Origin of the sequence: Pseudomonas sp. MS646, assembly GCF_036693845.1 — a bacterium.
Lineage (GTDB): Bacteria > Pseudomonadota > Gammaproteobacteria > Pseudomonadales > Pseudomonadaceae > Aquipseudomonas > Aquipseudomonas chlororaphis_E.
The window spans coordinates 2,793,502-2,806,687 of sequence record NZ_CP144763.1 but is presented as its reverse complement, the minus strand read 5'-3'; the positions used below and the strand labels follow the sequence as shown (position 1 = coordinate 2,806,687).

The window sequence follows — 13,186 nt, the reverse complement described above, 5'->3', positions numbered from 1 at the left end:
AACGGGCAGCTTAGTGGCGCAGGCAAGGCGCTGCAAGACACCTGTGGCGAGGGAGCTTGCTCCCGCTCGATTGCGCAGCAATCGTCAAAAGCCTCGGGCTGCTGCTCGCCCCAGCGCAAGCAAGCTCCCTCGCCACATAAGCACGTGTTCAATCGCAGGGAAGTTCAGCGCAACCCCGACTGTCGTTGGCGATACTCGCCCGGCGTGAGCTGGGCATAACGCTGGAAAAACCGGCTGAAATAGGCCGGATCCTTGAAGCCAAGCTGGTAGCAGATTTCATTGGCCGAACTGCCGGTAAACAACAGCAGACGCTTGGCCTCCTGCATCAAGCGCTCCATGATCAACCGCTTGGAAGGCAGGTCGGCGATGCGCCGGCACACGTCGTTGAGGCGCGCCTCGGTCACCCCGATGCCCTCGGCATAGCGCGACAGCGGCCAATGCTGCAGGTAGTGGGCTTCGATCAGCTCGTTGAAGCGGTGGAAGATCTTCAGGTCTTCATGCCGCGCCGGCCGGGCTTCCAGGGAGTTGGTACACAAGCGCAGCAGGCTGATCATGATCAGCCGTGTCAATCCGTCCAGGGCCACGTTGCGCCCTGGTCGCGCGGCCGCCACCTCCTCGCTCAGTTGCTCGAACAGGTACTCCAGCCGTCCCACCTCCCCCGCCAACTCCGGCCCCAGTTGCGCCAGCGCCACGCAGGCCGCCGGCAGTTGCACACCGGCCGGCGCCAGGCTCGGATCGGCGTCGATCAACTGCCACACCAACTGCTGGCGCACCGTCAACACATGCCCGTCACTGTCGGCCTCGGTCACGAAGGCATGCGCGATGGTGGGCGGCGTGAGAAAGAACATCGGGCCCGATTCGACGTATTGCTGGTCGTCGAGATACACCCGCACGGTGCCGCTCTTGACGTAGTGCACCTGGAAGAAGCGGTCGTGGCGATGCACCGGCATGTTGCGACCGAAAAAATCCGCGAGGTTGGCGAGCCGGTCGTAATGCACCTCGGCATCGCTGTAGCGCTGGTCGTACACCTGGCCGATGTTGATGTTGGGGATCGGTTGACGATCGGTCATCACGCAGTACTCGTTTTTATTCTGATTCAAGCGTCGCCGAGCCCCATCCTGCAACGAATCCGGAAGGTCATCCAGCGCCCGGTCATTCTGCCACGCTTGACGATAGTTAACATCTTAATTATAACTGTTAACACATTAACAATAACGCAGAGCCCTCATCCCTCTGCACCGCCAGGAGACAAGCATGAGCCGTGCCCTGCATGACGTCGCTAACGGCACCCTGTTCGGGGTCGCGCTGAACTACCAGGGGCTGCTGAAACAGCACCTCGCCGAGTTCGAGCAGCCGCCCTACCAGAAACCGCCGGTCAAGCCGGTGCTGTTCATCAAGACGCCCAACACCCGTAATCGGCACGACGCCGATGTGGTCCATCCCGGCCACGGCGAGCGGCTGCAACCAGGGCCGGCCCTGGGCGTGGTGATGGGCAAGTCGGCCAGCCGCGTCAGCGCCGCCGAGGCGCTGGGCTACGTGGCCGGCTACACCGTCGTCAACGAATTCAGCCTGCCGGAAGACAGCTACTACCGCCCCGCCGTCAAGGCCAAGTGCCGGGATGGCTCGTGTGCCATCGGGCCGGAACTGGTGCCGACCGCCAACCTCGCCGATCCCCACAGCCTGGCGATCACGCTGTACGTCAACGGCGAGGCACGCCAGCAAAACAGCACGGCCAACTTCGTTCGCAACATCCCCCAACTGATTGCCGAGATCAGCGAGTTCATGACCCTGCACGCCGGCGACGTGTTGATCACCGGCACGCCCGAGGGCCGGGTCGACGTGGTGCCTGGCGACCGCGTCGAAGTGCATATCAACGGCGTGGGCCGTCTCGTCAATACCGTCGTGGCCGAGCAGCCAGGAGCCGTTTCATGAAACACGCGCGCATTCGTTTTGAAGGCCAGGTCCACGCCGTCACCGTTGAAGCCGGCAATGCCGTGCGCTTGCTCGACGGTCGCCTGCTGGGCGAAGACCAGGTCGAGTGGCTGCCGCCGGCCACCGGCAACATGTTCGCCCTGGGCCTGAACTACGCCGACCACGCCGCCGAACTGGCCTTCAAGCCGCCGACCGAGCCCCTGGCGTTCATCAAGTCGCCGGGCACCTACACCGGCCACAACCAAAAGACCTGGCGCCCGGACAACGTCGCCTACATGCATTACGAGTGCGAACTCGTGGCGGTCATCGGCAAAACCGCCCGTAACGTCACGCGCGAAAATGCGCTGGACTACCTGGTCGGCTACACCGTGTGCAACGACTACGCGATCCGCGACTATCTGGAAAACTACTACCGCCCCAACCTGCGGGTGAAGAACCGCGACGCCACCACCCCTGTCGGGCCATGGATCGTCGACGTCGCCGACGTGCCGGACCCGAGCGACCTGAAACTGCGCACCTGGATCAACGGTGAGCTGCGCCAGGAAGGCAGCACCAAGGACATGATCTTCGACATCCCGTACCTGATCGAATACCTGTCCAGCTTCATGACCCTGCAACCCGGCGACATGATCGCCACCGGCACGCCCGAAGGCCTGGCCGACGTGGTGCCCGGTGATGAAGTGGTGGTGGAAGTGGAAGGCGTCGGCCGCCTGGTCAACCGAATTGTCAGCGAAGCCGCGTTCTTCGCATCCCGTAAAGAGGCTTGAGCACGATGATCAAACACTGGATCAACGGCCGTGAGGTCGAAAGCAAAGACGTCTTCGTCAACTACAACCCGGCCACCGGCGAAGCCATTGGCGAAGTCGCCAGCGGCGGCGCCGAGGAAGTCGCCCAGGCCGTAGCCGCCGCCAAGGATGCCTTCCCGAAGTGGGCCAACACGCCCGCCAAGGAACGCGCCCGGTTGATGCGCAAGCTCGGAGAGCTGATCGAGCAGAACGTGCCGAAACTGGCCGAACTGGAAACCCTCGACACCGGCTTGCCGATCCACCAGACCCGCAACGTGCTGATCCCGCGGGCGTCCCACAACTTCGATTTCTTCGCCGAAGTGTGCACCCGGATGGACGGCCACACCTACCCGGTCGACGACCAGATGCTCAACTACACCCTGTACCAGCCGGTGGGGGTCTGCGGCCTGGTGTCGCCGTGGAACGTGCCGTTCATGACCGCGACCTGGAAGACCGCGCCGTGCCTGGCCTTGGGCAACACCGCTGTGCTGAAGATGTCCGAGCTGTCGCCGTTGACCGCCAATGAACTGGGGCGACTGGCCGTCGAGGCCGGGATCCCCAACGGTGTGCTCAACGTGATCCAGGGCTACGGCGTCACGGCGGGCGATGCATTGGTGCGTCACCCGGATGTGCGGGCAATCTCCTTTACCGGCGGCACCGCCACCGGCAAGAAAATCATGCAGACCGCCGGGCTGAAGAAGTACTCCATGGAGCTGGGCGGCAAGTCGCCGGTGCTGATTTTCGAAGACGCGGACCTGGAGCGGGCCCTTGATGCGGCGCTGTTCACGATTTTCTCGCTCAACGGCGAACGTTGCACCGCTGGCAGTCGAATCTTCATCCAGGAAAGCGTCTACCCGCAGTTCGTCGCCGAATTCGCCGCCCGTGCCAAACGCTTGATCGTGGGCGACCCCCAAGACCCCAAGACCCAGGTCGGCTCGATGATCACCCAGGCCCACTACGACAAGGTCACCGGTTACATCAGGATCGGCCTCGAAGAAGGCGCCACCCTGCTGGCCGGTGGCCTGGAACGCCCGGCCAACCTGCCTGCACACTTGAGTCGCGGCCAGTTCATCCAGCCGACGGTGTTCGCCGACGTGAACAACAAAATGCGTATCGCCCAGGAAGAGATCTTCGGCCCGGTGGTCTGCCTGATCCCGTTCAAGGACGAAGCCCAGGCGTTGCAACTGGCCAACGACACCGAGTACGGCCTGGCGTCGTACATCTGGACCCAGGACATCGGCAAGGCCCATCGCCTGGCCCATGGCATCGAGGCCGGCATGGTGTTCATCAACAGCCAGAACGTGCGCGACCTGCGCCAGCCTTTCGGCGGCGTGAAGGGTTCCGGAACCGGGCGCGAAGGTGGACAGTACAGCTTTGAAGTGTTTGCCGAGATCAAGAACGTTTGCATTTCCATGGGCGGTCATCACATTCCACGGTGGGGCGTGTAATCCATGGCTGGGGGCTAACTCTGTGGCGAGGGGATTTATCCCCGCTGGGGCGCGAAGCGGCCCTGAATCAGTCAACCTCGATCAACCTGACACACCGAGGTGTTTGATTTGAGGTCTGCTGTGCAGCCCAGCGGGGATAAATCCCCTCGCCACAAGAGCTGCGGTCCAGTTGAACAAGCTGTGATTCACCGATTACCCAAGACTCAACAAGAACAACTTTTTCAGGAGAATCATCATGGGCGAAGTCGTCCTGGCTGCGAAGATCTGCCACGTTCCCTCGATGTACCTGTCGGAGCTGCCCGGTAAACACCACGGTTGCCGCGAGGCCGCGATCGCCGGCCACAAGGAAATCGGCCGTCGCGCCCGCGAGCTGGGCGCCGACACGGCCGTGGTGTTCGACGTGCACTGGCTGGTCAACAGCGCCTACCACGTCAACAGCGGCGAGCATTTCAAGGGCATCTACACCAGTAACGAGCTGCCGCATTTCATCAAGAACATGGAGTACGAATACGCGGGCGCCCCGGAACTGGGCGAGTTGATCGCCGCCGAAGCCAACGCCGCCGACGTTCGCACCCTGGCCCACAACATCCCCAGCCTGGAGCTGGAGTACGGCACGCTGGTGCCCATGCGCTACATGCACATGGACGTCCCGCCGGCGCAGAAACTCAATGTGGTGTCGATTGCCGCCTGGTGCGCCTGGCATCGCCTGCAAGACAGCTTCACCTTTGGCGCCGCCGTGCGCCGGGCCATCGAGAAGAGCGACCGCAAGGTCCTGGTGCTCGCCTCCGGTTCGCTGTCCCACCGGTTTTCCGATGATCGCAACGCCGAAGCCAACATCCACAACTGGACCCGTGAGTTCGACAAGCAGGTGGACCTGCACGTGGTGCAGATGTGGCGCGAAGGCCGCTGGAAGGAGTTCTGCGCCATGCTCCCGGACTACGCCGAACACTGCTTCGGCGAAGGCAAGATGCATGACACCGCCATGCTCCTGGGGTTGCTCGGCGGAGCGGACTACGACAAGCCGGCCGAAATCATCACCGAACCGTTCGGCAGCTCGGGCACCGGCCAGATCAACGCCATTTTCCCGGTTTGAAACGCCTGCGCAGGAGCACCGACCATGCCGCACTTCATCGCTGAATACACCGACAACATCGAACACCAGGCCGATTTGCCCGGCCTGTTTGAAAAGGTCCACGCCCTGCTCGGCGACAGCGGCGTGTTCCCCCTCGGCGGCATCCGCAGCCGGGGTCTGCGCCTGGACACCTGGCGCATGGCCGACGCCAAGCACGACTACGCCTTCGTGCACATGACGTTGAAAGTCGGCCATGGCCGCGACCTCGCCACCCGCGAGAAGGTCGCGCAGAAACTCTTCGAAGTGATCACTGCGCACTTCGCCGACTTGCAGGCCCAGCGTCTGCTGGCCCTGTCGTTCGAGATGATCGAGTTGCACGAGCACCTCAACTTCAAGGCCAACAACGTCCATGCCTTCCTCAAGGCCCAGGCGGGATAGCCACGCCCGATCGCTTGCCCCCATCGGCCTCTCGGACAAAAAGTACAAGATCATGAGCACAGCCAATCCCGCTGGCACTGCCGGCTCCGTCGTGCACGACCGCACCCATGCCACGATCACCTGGCGGCTGATGCCGTTGTTGCTGGTCTGCTACCTGTTCGCACATCTGGACCGGATCAACATCGGCTTTGCCAAGATGCAGATGAGCGCCGACCTGCAGTTCAGCGACACGGTCTACGGCTTCGGCGCCGGCCTGTTCTTCATCGCCTATGCGCTGTTCGGCGTGCCGAGCAACATGGCCCTGGACCGGGTCGGCCCGCGCCGCTGGATCGCCACGCTGATGGTGGTCTGGGGAGCCTTGTCCACCGGCATGTTCCTGATTGAAAGCGCCGCCGGTTTCTACCTGCTGCGTTTTCTGCTGGGGGTGGCCGAAGCCGGGTTCTTCCCGGGGATCCTGGTGTTCCTCAACCGCTGGTACCCGGCACGCCGGCGCGCCCAGGTGACCGCGCTGTTCGCCATCGCCGTGCCGATGGCGGGCGTGATCGGCGGGCCGCTGTCGGGGGCGATCCTCGAACATTTCCACGATGTCGGCGGCCTGCGTGGCTGGCAATGGATGTTCGTCATCGAGGGGCTGCCGGTGATCCTCCTGGGCCTGGTCGTACTCAAGTGCCTGCCCGACAGTTACCAAAGCGTCAGCTGGCTCTCACCCCACGCCAAGCAGCACCTGCGCGAACAACTGAGCGTGGAGGAACAGCGAAAATCCATCACCTCGTTTTCGGCGATCCTCGCTAACCCCCAGGTCTGGTTGCTGGTGGCGGTGTACTTCGCCGTGATGCTGGCGGTGAACACCCTGGCTTTCTGGATGCCCACTCTGATCCACGGCGCCGGCATCGGCAGCGAAGGCCAGGTCGGCCTGCTCAGCGCGGTGCCTTACCTGGCCGGTTGCTTCTTCATGATCGGTTGTGGCCGCTCCTCCGACCGCCACCGCGAACGTCGCTGGCACCTCTGCGTACCGTTGTTGATGGCGGCAGCCGGTATCGCTATCGCCGGGCTCTCTCCCGGCAATCCGACCCTGGTGCTCGGCGGCCTGATTGTCGCCGGCATGGGCGCCAGCGCGGCGTTGCCGATGTTCTGGCAACTGCCGCCGGCGTTTCTCTCCAACAACACCCAGGCCGCCGGAATCGCCCTGATCAGTTCCTTTGGCAGCATCGCCTCATTCTTCGCGCCGTACCTCATCGGCTGGATGCGGGACACCACGCAGAGCGCCAGCCTGGCCCTGTATGTCCTGGCGCTGTTCATCACCCTGGGTGGCCTGCTGGTGCTGCGCACCCGGGCCGCCGTCGTCAATCCTCAATAGAGACCTTGTCATGCTCGATCAAAGCCTCATCCAGCAAGCCGCTGCCCGCCTCGACCACGCCGAGCGTTCCCGGGAGCAGGTGCGCCAGTTTTCCCTCGATCACCCGGCCATCACCCTCGATGACGCCTACGCCATCCAGCGCGCCTGGGTGGCGCAGAAAATCAACGACGGGCGCAAGCTGGTCGGCCACAAGATCGGCCTGACCTCCCGGGCCATGCAAGTGTCCTCGAACATCACCGAGCCGGACTACGGCGCACTGCTGGATGACATGTTCTTCGACGAAGGCACCGACATTCCCTTCGCGCGCTTCATCGTGCCGCGAGTGGAAGTCGAACTGGCGTTCATCCTTGGCAAACCGTTGAAAGGCCCGAACGTCACGGTGTTCGACGTACTGGATGCCACTGAATGGGTGATCCCGGCACTGGAAATCATCGACGCACGCATCCAGCAGATCGACCCGCAGACCCAGGCCACCCGCAAAGTCTTCGACACCATTTCCGACAACGCGGCCAACGCCGGCGTGGTCATAGGCGGACGTGCGGTGCGCCCCACCGAGATCGACCTGCGCAAGGTGCCGGCGGTGCTCTACCGCAACGGCGTGATCGAAGAGTCCGGCGTCTCGGCGGCGGTGCTCAATCACCCGGCCAAGGGCGTGGCCTGGCTGGCGAACAAGCTGGCGGCCTATGACGTCACCCTGCAACCGGGGCAGATCATCCTCGGTGGCTCCTTCACCCGCCCGGTGGCGGCCAACCCGGGCGATACCTTCCATGTCGACTACGACATGCTTGGCTCCATCGCTTGCCGTTTCGTCTGACTGCTCGAGGACTGCTTCATGGACATGCCGATCAACACGTTCAAACAACGGCTGAAAAGCGGCGAGGCGCAGATTGGCCTCTGGCTCGGACTGGCCGACGCCTACTGCGCCGAGCTGGCCGCCAATGCCGGTTTCGACTGGCTGCTGATCGACGGTGAACACGCGCCCAACGACGTGCGCACCCTGCTCGGCCAGCTCCAGGCCGTGGCGCCCTACGCCAGCCAACCGGTGATTCGCCCGGTGGTGGGTGACACGGCGCTGATCAAACAAGTGCTCGACCTCGGCGTACAGACCCTGCTGGTGCCGATGGTGGAAAGCGCCGCGCAGGCCCGCGAGCTGGTGCGCGCCATCCATTACCCGCCCAGTGGGGTGCGTGGTGTCGGCAGCGCGCTGGCTCGCGCGTCGCGCTGGAACAGCATCCCCGGTTACCTGGACAAGGCCGATGAGCAGATGTGCCTGCTGGTGCAGATCGAAAGCCGCGAGGGCCTGGCCAACCTCGACGCGATTGCCTCGGTGGACGGCGTGGACGGGGTGTTCATCGGCCCGGCGGACCTGAGTGCGTCCATGGGTTTTCGCGGCAATCCGGGGCATCCGGACGTGCAAGCAGCCATCGAAGACGCCATCGCCCGCATTCGCAAGGCCGGCAAGGCCGCCGGAATCCTCAGTGCCGACGAAAAACTGGCCCGGCGCTACATCGAGCTGGGGGCAGCGTTCGTAGCCGTCGGAGTGGACACGACCGTGCTGATGCGCGGCCTTCAAAGCCTGGCGTCGGCGTTCAAGGGTGTGCCAAAGCCTGCGGCGGGTGGGGTGTACTGACCTAAGTCGAGCCTGCCTGTGGCGAGGGGATTTATCCCCTCGCCACAAAGGCTTCAGCACTTCGCTCAGCTATCAGCTATCAGCGCCTGACCGCCTTCAACTCATTCAGCAACACCAATAACGTCTGCAACTTCTCCTCCCCCAGTTTCTCCTGCAAGCGCTGGTAGTTGGCCTCCATGCTGTGGCTCATCGAGTCGAAGCACGCCTGCCCTTGTGGTGCCAGGCGCACCAGTACGCGCCGCTGATCCTGCTCGGCCTTGCGCCGAACAACCATGCCCGCAGCCTCCATGCGCACCAGCACGCCGGTCATGCTGGGCTTGAGGATGCAGGCCAGTTCGGCCAGGCGATTGATCTCCAGCTCCGCGTGCTGGCTGAGGATGCGGATGACCCGCCATTGCTGTTCGGTCAGGCCGTGTTGATTGAGGGAAGGACGGAAAAACCCCATGGCCGCTTCACGGGCCTGTAGCAGGGTCAGGGTCAAGGATTGGCGCAGCTTGGGCATGGAGAGTGTTCGCCAGGGTATTAGTTAATGAGTTAACTAAATCTTAGCATCACCACTGTCCCGCTGTCCGTGCCAAGGGCAATTGAACACCCAAGTACCTTGTGGGAGCGGGCTTGCCCGCGAAGGCGACGGCACAGCCAGCATCATCGCAAGCTGAATGACCACCATCGCAGGCAAGCCCGCTCCCACAGGGGCGTAGCTATTTTCTGTGCTCTGGCATCAAGCGCCCTTGATCACCCCTTTGAGCACCGCCTTGAAATGCTCCACCTGGGCCTCGCCGAACTGGCCGAACACCTTGTCCTGCTGTTCCCTGGCAATGGCCCAGAGCCCTTCGGTCTCATCGATGCCCTTGACGGTCAGGCGGACCCGGTCGCCATCATCGCTCACCAGGCCCTTGCGCTTGAGGTTGGCCACGGCTTCTTCGATCTCGCGCACCGGCATCGCCACTTCTCGCTGCAGGTCGACCAGGTTCAGCCCGGCGTCATTTTCCAGCACCATCAGCATTCGCGCTTCGCTGGTGCGCAGCCCCGTGGACAATTGGCGGGGCTGGTAACTGGCCTGGTAGGCCCGCAGTGCCTGGGTCATCAGGTAGTAGAGGTTGTGACTCAAACGGCCCTGGAAGTGGCTGCTGGGCGCCTGCCCCTCTTCGCGCCGCGTCATGCGCGTGTGGGGCAGGACCATCGAGTAGGCGCCCTGGTGATAAAGCAACGGCGAACGGCCGAAATCGTCGAAGGCCACGACCTTGCCCAGCATGATCCAGTGATCGCCACCGTCCACCTGCTGGAATTTTTCACAGTGAAACCGCGCGGCGCAATCGGCAAACACCGGCGCCCCGCCCTCGCCGTTGTCGAATTCGATCTCGGCGAAGCGATCCTCCCTGGGCCGGGCGAAGTTGTTCGACAGGTCGATCTGGTCGGCGGCCAATACGTTTACCGCAAAGTGGCTGGCGGCTTCGAACACGCCGTGGCTGCTGGAGCGCTTGTCGATACTCCAGAGAATCAACGGCGGATCCAGGGACACCGAATTGAAGCTGTTGGCCGTCACGCCGACCTTGCGGCCATCTTCCGTCGCGGCGGTGACCACGGTCACACCGGTGGCAAAATTGCCCAGGGCGCGGCGGAATGCGCGGGTATCGAACGCGGTATCGCAATCATTGGACATGCAAGACTCCCGGCCGCCTCATGCGACGGCCTCGATTTGTTGTTATGGGGCGGTGCTGGGGCAGGTACTCAGACCATGCTGGGATCGGGTTCCAGGCCCATCAGCTCACGCCCGAGGATCTGCGCGCAGACGTCGTAGTCGGTGTAGGCATGCGCACCGGTGAGGTGCGCATCGCGAAACAGCCGTTGCAGCTCGTTGGACTCGAACCAGGCGCCGCCGCCGGCCGCTTCCATCAGCCGGTCCACTGCCTGGATGCACATCTTGGTGGCATAGCCCTGGTTGGTCCGCCAGAACGCCAGGGTTTCCCGGCTCGGGTACTCGTGGCGTTCTCCGTGCTCGGCGTGGTCCTGCCAGGTTTTTTCGAGAAAAGCCCGCGCCGCCGCCACCTGGTGTGTGGACTCGGCCAGGCGCATCAGCGCCGGGGTGGCAGCGCCCACGGCCGCACCGGTGTAGGCCCGCACACGGTTGCGGGTTTTCTCGCGAAACACTTCGAGCATGCGCTCGGCCACGCCCAGGCTGACCGTGGAGAAACCGCTGGCAAAATAGGGCCGGTACGGCGAGTAGAAAATCTTGCTGTCGGGGTACAGGCCGAAGCCGCCGGACTTGCCTTCCATCATGTCCTTGGCCTTCTGGATCCGATGCTCCGGCACGAACACGTTGGTGATGATCAGGGTCTTGCTGCCACTGCCGCGCATGCCCACGGCGAACCAGTCGTCACGAATCTCATAGTCGCGGCGAGGCAACACGGCGAAGCAATAGTCCTGGGTGCCTTCGGCGTTCTTGCGGCGAAATCCGACAATGGCCCACTCGGCATGGTCACAGCCGCTGCTCCAGCCCATTTCGCCGCTGAACATCACGCCGCCCTCGACTTCCTCGGTGCGGCCAAACGGCGCGATGCTGCTGCTGGCGGTGGCATCGGGATCGGCACCCCAGATTTCTTCCTGGGTCTTGGCCGGGAACATCGCCAACTGATGGCTGTGGGTGCACAACAGGCTCATGGCCCAGGCCGTGCTGGCACAGGCGCCGGCCAGCAGCGCGATGCAATCGGCAAACTGCGGCAGGGAAATCTCCAGGCCGCCATACGCCCTAGGCTGGAAAGCCCGATGCAGGCCGATGCCCTTGAGCAAGGCGATGTTCTCGGCAGGAACGCTACGGTCCTGCTCCGCCTGGAAGGCATTGGCGGCAATGATCGGCAGGAGGGGCTTGAGGTCTTCGAGCAACGGGTTTGGCTTTTTCATGGACGGACTCTTTTATTATTGGCGTCTGCCGATCCCGCCTGGCCTTGCACCTCACGGCAGGCTCGTGGTGCAGAAAACAGCGGGATCAAATGATTGAGGCCGGTCCAGTATGGGCATTGGCAAGACGTCGAAAAATGCACCTTCCAGATCCAAGATTGTACTTTTCATGGTGCCGATCCAAGCCGATGGCGCGCTCGGTCAAGTGCCCCGGCACGGATGATCAAGACAAACACCCTCGCCTGGGCCCTTAATAGGGGCATCGCGTGCAGCGCTTTGCACGGAGTCTCCTTTCACTTTGTCAGGTTGCGTCATGATCAATATCGAAACGCCCACCTATTACACAGCCACCAAGAAGTACAACCTCAGTTTCCCGACCCTGGAACAGGACGTGGAAGCCGATGTCGTGGTGATTGGCGGCGGCTTCTCCGGCATCAATACCGCGCTGGAGCTTGCTGAAAAAGGCATCACCAACATCGTGGTGCTCGAGGCGCGCTACCTGGGTTTCGGCGGCACCGGGCGCAACGGCGGGCAGATCATGGCCGGCATCGGTCATGACCTGGAAAAGATCAAGAAGGACGTCGGCGAAGACGGTCTGCGCCAGGTCTTCGAGATCAGCGACCTGGGGGCGGACATCATCAAGGACCGCATCGCCAAGTACGCCATCGATGCCGACTTCTGCCATGGCTACGGCTACATGGGTTTCAACGCCCGCCAGGAAAAAACCCTGCGGGCCTGGGAAAAAGACTTCAAGTCGATCAACAGCAAGCACGAGATCCGCTTTCTCGGCGGCTCCGACGTCCAGCAGATCATCGGCTCCAAAGCCTACGGCAGCGCATTGCTGCACATGGGCGGTGGGCATGTGCATTCGTTGAACCTGCTGCTGGGCGAAGCCAAGGCACTGGCCGGCCACGGCGTGCAGATCTACGAGAACAGCCCCGCCCTGGAAGTCCGTTATGGCGAGCGCATCACCGTGCGCACCGGGCGCGGCTCGGTCAAGGCCAGCAAGCTGTTGTGGGCCTGCGACAGTTTCCTCAACAAACTGGAGCCGGAACTGCATCGCTCGACGATCAACACCTACGCCTTCCAGATGATGACCGAGCCACTGTCGGACGAGCTGATCCAACGCATCAGCCCGATTCGCGGTGCCTACAGCGATATCCGCCCGGTCATCGACTATTACCGCGTTACCAACGAAAACCGCCTGCTGTTCGGTGCCGCGACGCCGCTGGTGGAGCACATTCCCCAGGACCTCAAGGCCTGGAACCGGAATCTGATGCTGAAGATTTTCCCGTACCTCAAGGACGTGAAGATCGACCTCGCCTGGGGCGGTCCGATGGCGTGCAGCCCGAATCTGTTCCCCCAGATCGGTACCCTGCCCGGCCGCCGCAATGCGTTCTTCGTCCAGGGCTACTCCGGGTTTGGCGTCACGCCGAGCCACATCATCTGCAAGGTCCTGGCCGAAGGCATGAGCGAAGGTTCGGCGCGTTATGACCTGGTCAGTTCCGTCAGGCGCCCGACCATCATCGGCAAGGACGCCATCCGTCCGCTGTTGCTGACTGCCGGCAAGTCCTGGCACCAGCTGTCGGGCTACTGGAACGGCCGTCGCTGACAACCACACCGCTT

At 63.0% G+C, this 13,186-nt stretch carries 13 protein-coding genes; 9 read left to right on the top strand and 4 right to left on the bottom strand.

What is annotated here, in order from left to right; genetic code table 11:
* Positions 1–164: 164 nt before the first annotated feature.
* A complete protein-coding gene (gene hpaA / locus V3H56_RS12400) occupies positions 165–1,070 on the bottom strand; it encodes a 4-hydroxyphenylacetate catabolism regulatory protein HpaA (protein WP_042731933.1) in 906 nt (301 codons plus the stop codon).
* A gap of 184 nt (positions 1,071–1,254) precedes the next feature.
* Between hpaA and V3H56_RS12395 the strand changes: the two genes are divergently transcribed.
* The 8 genes from V3H56_RS12395 to hpaI all read left to right on the top strand — a co-directional run bounded on the left by V3H56_RS12395 (position 1,255) and on the right by hpaI (position 8,662).
* Positions 1,255–1,932: a fumarylacetoacetate hydrolase family protein gene (locus V3H56_RS12395; RefSeq protein ID WP_042731934.1), complete on the top strand. Its 678-nt coding sequence runs from the start codon at positions 1,255–1,257 to the stop codon at positions 1,930–1,932.
* Positions 1,929–2,699: a fumarylacetoacetate hydrolase family protein gene (locus V3H56_RS12390; protein WP_338474696.1), complete on the top strand. Its 771-nt coding sequence runs from the start codon at positions 1,929–1,931 to the stop codon at positions 2,697–2,699. The genes V3H56_RS12395 and V3H56_RS12390 overlap by 4 nt, the downstream gene beginning before the upstream one ends.
* A gap of 5 nt (positions 2,700–2,704) precedes the next feature.
* Positions 2,705–4,165: a 5-carboxymethyl-2-hydroxymuconate semialdehyde dehydrogenase gene (gene hpaE, locus V3H56_RS12385; protein ID WP_042731936.1), complete on the top strand. Its 1,461-nt coding sequence runs from the start codon at positions 2,705–2,707 to the stop codon at positions 4,163–4,165.
* Between the two features lie 235 nt (positions 4,166–4,400).
* Positions 4,401–5,258, top strand: coding sequence for a 3,4-dihydroxyphenylacetate 2,3-dioxygenase (gene hpaD / locus V3H56_RS12380; protein ID WP_042732639.1), 858 nt, complete (start codon positions 4,401–4,403; stop codon positions 5,256–5,258).
* 24 nt (positions 5,259–5,282) lie between these two features.
* On the top strand, positions 5,283–5,675 hold the full coding sequence (locus V3H56_RS12375; protein ID WP_212803747.1) for a 5-carboxymethyl-2-hydroxymuconate isomerase: 393 nt from the start codon (positions 5,283–5,285) through the stop codon (positions 5,673–5,675).
* Between the two features lie 52 nt (positions 5,676–5,727).
* Positions 5,728–7,032: an MFS transporter gene (locus V3H56_RS12370; protein WP_047738101.1), complete on the top strand. Its 1,305-nt coding sequence runs from the start codon at positions 5,728–5,730 to the stop codon at positions 7,030–7,032.
* 10 nt (positions 7,033–7,042) lie between these two features.
* Positions 7,043–7,846 (top strand): 2-oxo-hept-4-ene-1,7-dioate hydratase, encoded by an 804-nt coding sequence (gene hpaH, locus V3H56_RS12365; protein WP_338474695.1) that lies wholly within the window; start codon positions 7,043–7,045, stop codon positions 7,844–7,846.
* Positions 7,847–7,864: 18 nt separating this feature from the next.
* Positions 7,865–8,662, top strand: coding sequence for a 4-hydroxy-2-oxoheptanedioate aldolase (gene hpaI, locus V3H56_RS12360; protein ID WP_042732635.1), 798 nt, complete (start codon positions 7,865–7,867; stop codon positions 8,660–8,662).
* Between the two features lie 79 nt (positions 8,663–8,741).
* Here hpaI and hpaR read toward each other — a convergent pair whose 3' ends face one another.
* The 3 genes from hpaR to V3H56_RS12345 all read right to left on the bottom strand — a co-directional run bounded on the left by hpaR (position 8,742) and on the right by V3H56_RS12345 (position 11,563).
* A complete protein-coding gene (gene hpaR / locus V3H56_RS12355; RefSeq protein WP_047738099.1) occupies positions 8,742–9,164 on the bottom strand; it encodes a homoprotocatechuate degradation operon regulator HpaR in 423 nt (140 codons plus the stop codon).
* 219 nt (positions 9,165–9,383) lie between these two features.
* Positions 9,384–10,325, bottom strand: a complete 942-nt coding sequence (locus V3H56_RS12350) for a flavin reductase (RefSeq protein WP_047738097.1) — start codon at positions 10,323–10,325, stop codon at positions 9,384–9,386.
* Between the two features lie 68 nt (positions 10,326–10,393).
* On the bottom strand, positions 10,394–11,563 hold the full coding sequence (locus tag V3H56_RS12345; protein WP_047738095.1) for a flavin-dependent monooxygenase: 1,170 nt from the start codon (positions 11,561–11,563) through the stop codon (positions 10,394–10,396).
* Between the two features lie 310 nt (positions 11,564–11,873).
* On the opposite strand from V3H56_RS12345, the gene V3H56_RS12340 reads away from it, so the two are divergent.
* Complete coding sequence (locus tag V3H56_RS12340; RefSeq protein WP_042732511.1) at positions 11,874–13,172, top strand: FAD-binding oxidoreductase; 1,299 nt, start codon at positions 11,874–11,876, stop codon at positions 13,170–13,172.
* The last annotated feature ends 14 nt before the right edge of the window (positions 13,173–13,186 follow it).

Bases quoted from the DNA above. Each gene is read 5' to 3' on its own strand.
- hpaI (WP_042732635.1), top strand. From the start codon at position 7,865: ATGGACATGCCGATCAACACGTTCAAACAACGGCTGAAAAGCGGCGAG.
- V3H56_RS12340 (WP_042732511.1), top strand. From the start codon at position 11,874: ATGATCAATATCGAAACGCCCACCTATTACACAGCCACCAAGAAGTAC.
- V3H56_RS12395 (WP_042731934.1), top strand. From the start codon at position 1,255: ATGAGCCGTGCCCTGCATGACGTCGCTAACGGCACCCTGTTCGGGGTC.
- V3H56_RS12345 (WP_047738095.1), bottom strand. From the start codon at position 11,563: ATGAAAAAGCCAAACCCGTTGCTCGAAGACCTCAAGCCCCTCCTGCCG.
- hpaD (WP_042732639.1), top strand. From the start codon at position 4,401: ATGGGCGAAGTCGTCCTGGCTGCGAAGATCTGCCACGTTCCCTCGATG.
- V3H56_RS12390 (WP_338474696.1), top strand. From the start codon at position 1,929: ATGAAACACGCGCGCATTCGTTTTGAAGGCCAGGTCCACGCCGTCACC.
- V3H56_RS12370 (WP_047738101.1), top strand. From the start codon at position 5,728: ATGAGCACAGCCAATCCCGCTGGCACTGCCGGCTCCGTCGTGCACGAC.
- hpaE (WP_042731936.1), top strand. From the start codon at position 2,705: ATGATCAAACACTGGATCAACGGCCGTGAGGTCGAAAGCAAAGACGTC.
- hpaR (WP_047738099.1), bottom strand. From the start codon at position 9,164: ATGCCCAAGCTGCGCCAATCCTTGACCCTGACCCTGCTACAGGCCCGT.
- V3H56_RS12350 (WP_047738097.1), bottom strand. From the start codon at position 10,325: ATGTCCAATGATTGCGATACCGCGTTCGATACCCGCGCATTCCGCCGC.
- hpaA (WP_042731933.1), bottom strand. From the start codon at position 1,070: ATGACCGATCGTCAACCGATCCCCAACATCAACATCGGCCAGGTGTAC.
- hpaH (WP_338474695.1), top strand. From the start codon at position 7,043: ATGCTCGATCAAAGCCTCATCCAGCAAGCCGCTGCCCGCCTCGACCAC.
- V3H56_RS12375 (WP_212803747.1), top strand. From the start codon at position 5,283: ATGCCGCACTTCATCGCTGAATACACCGACAACATCGAACACCAGGCC.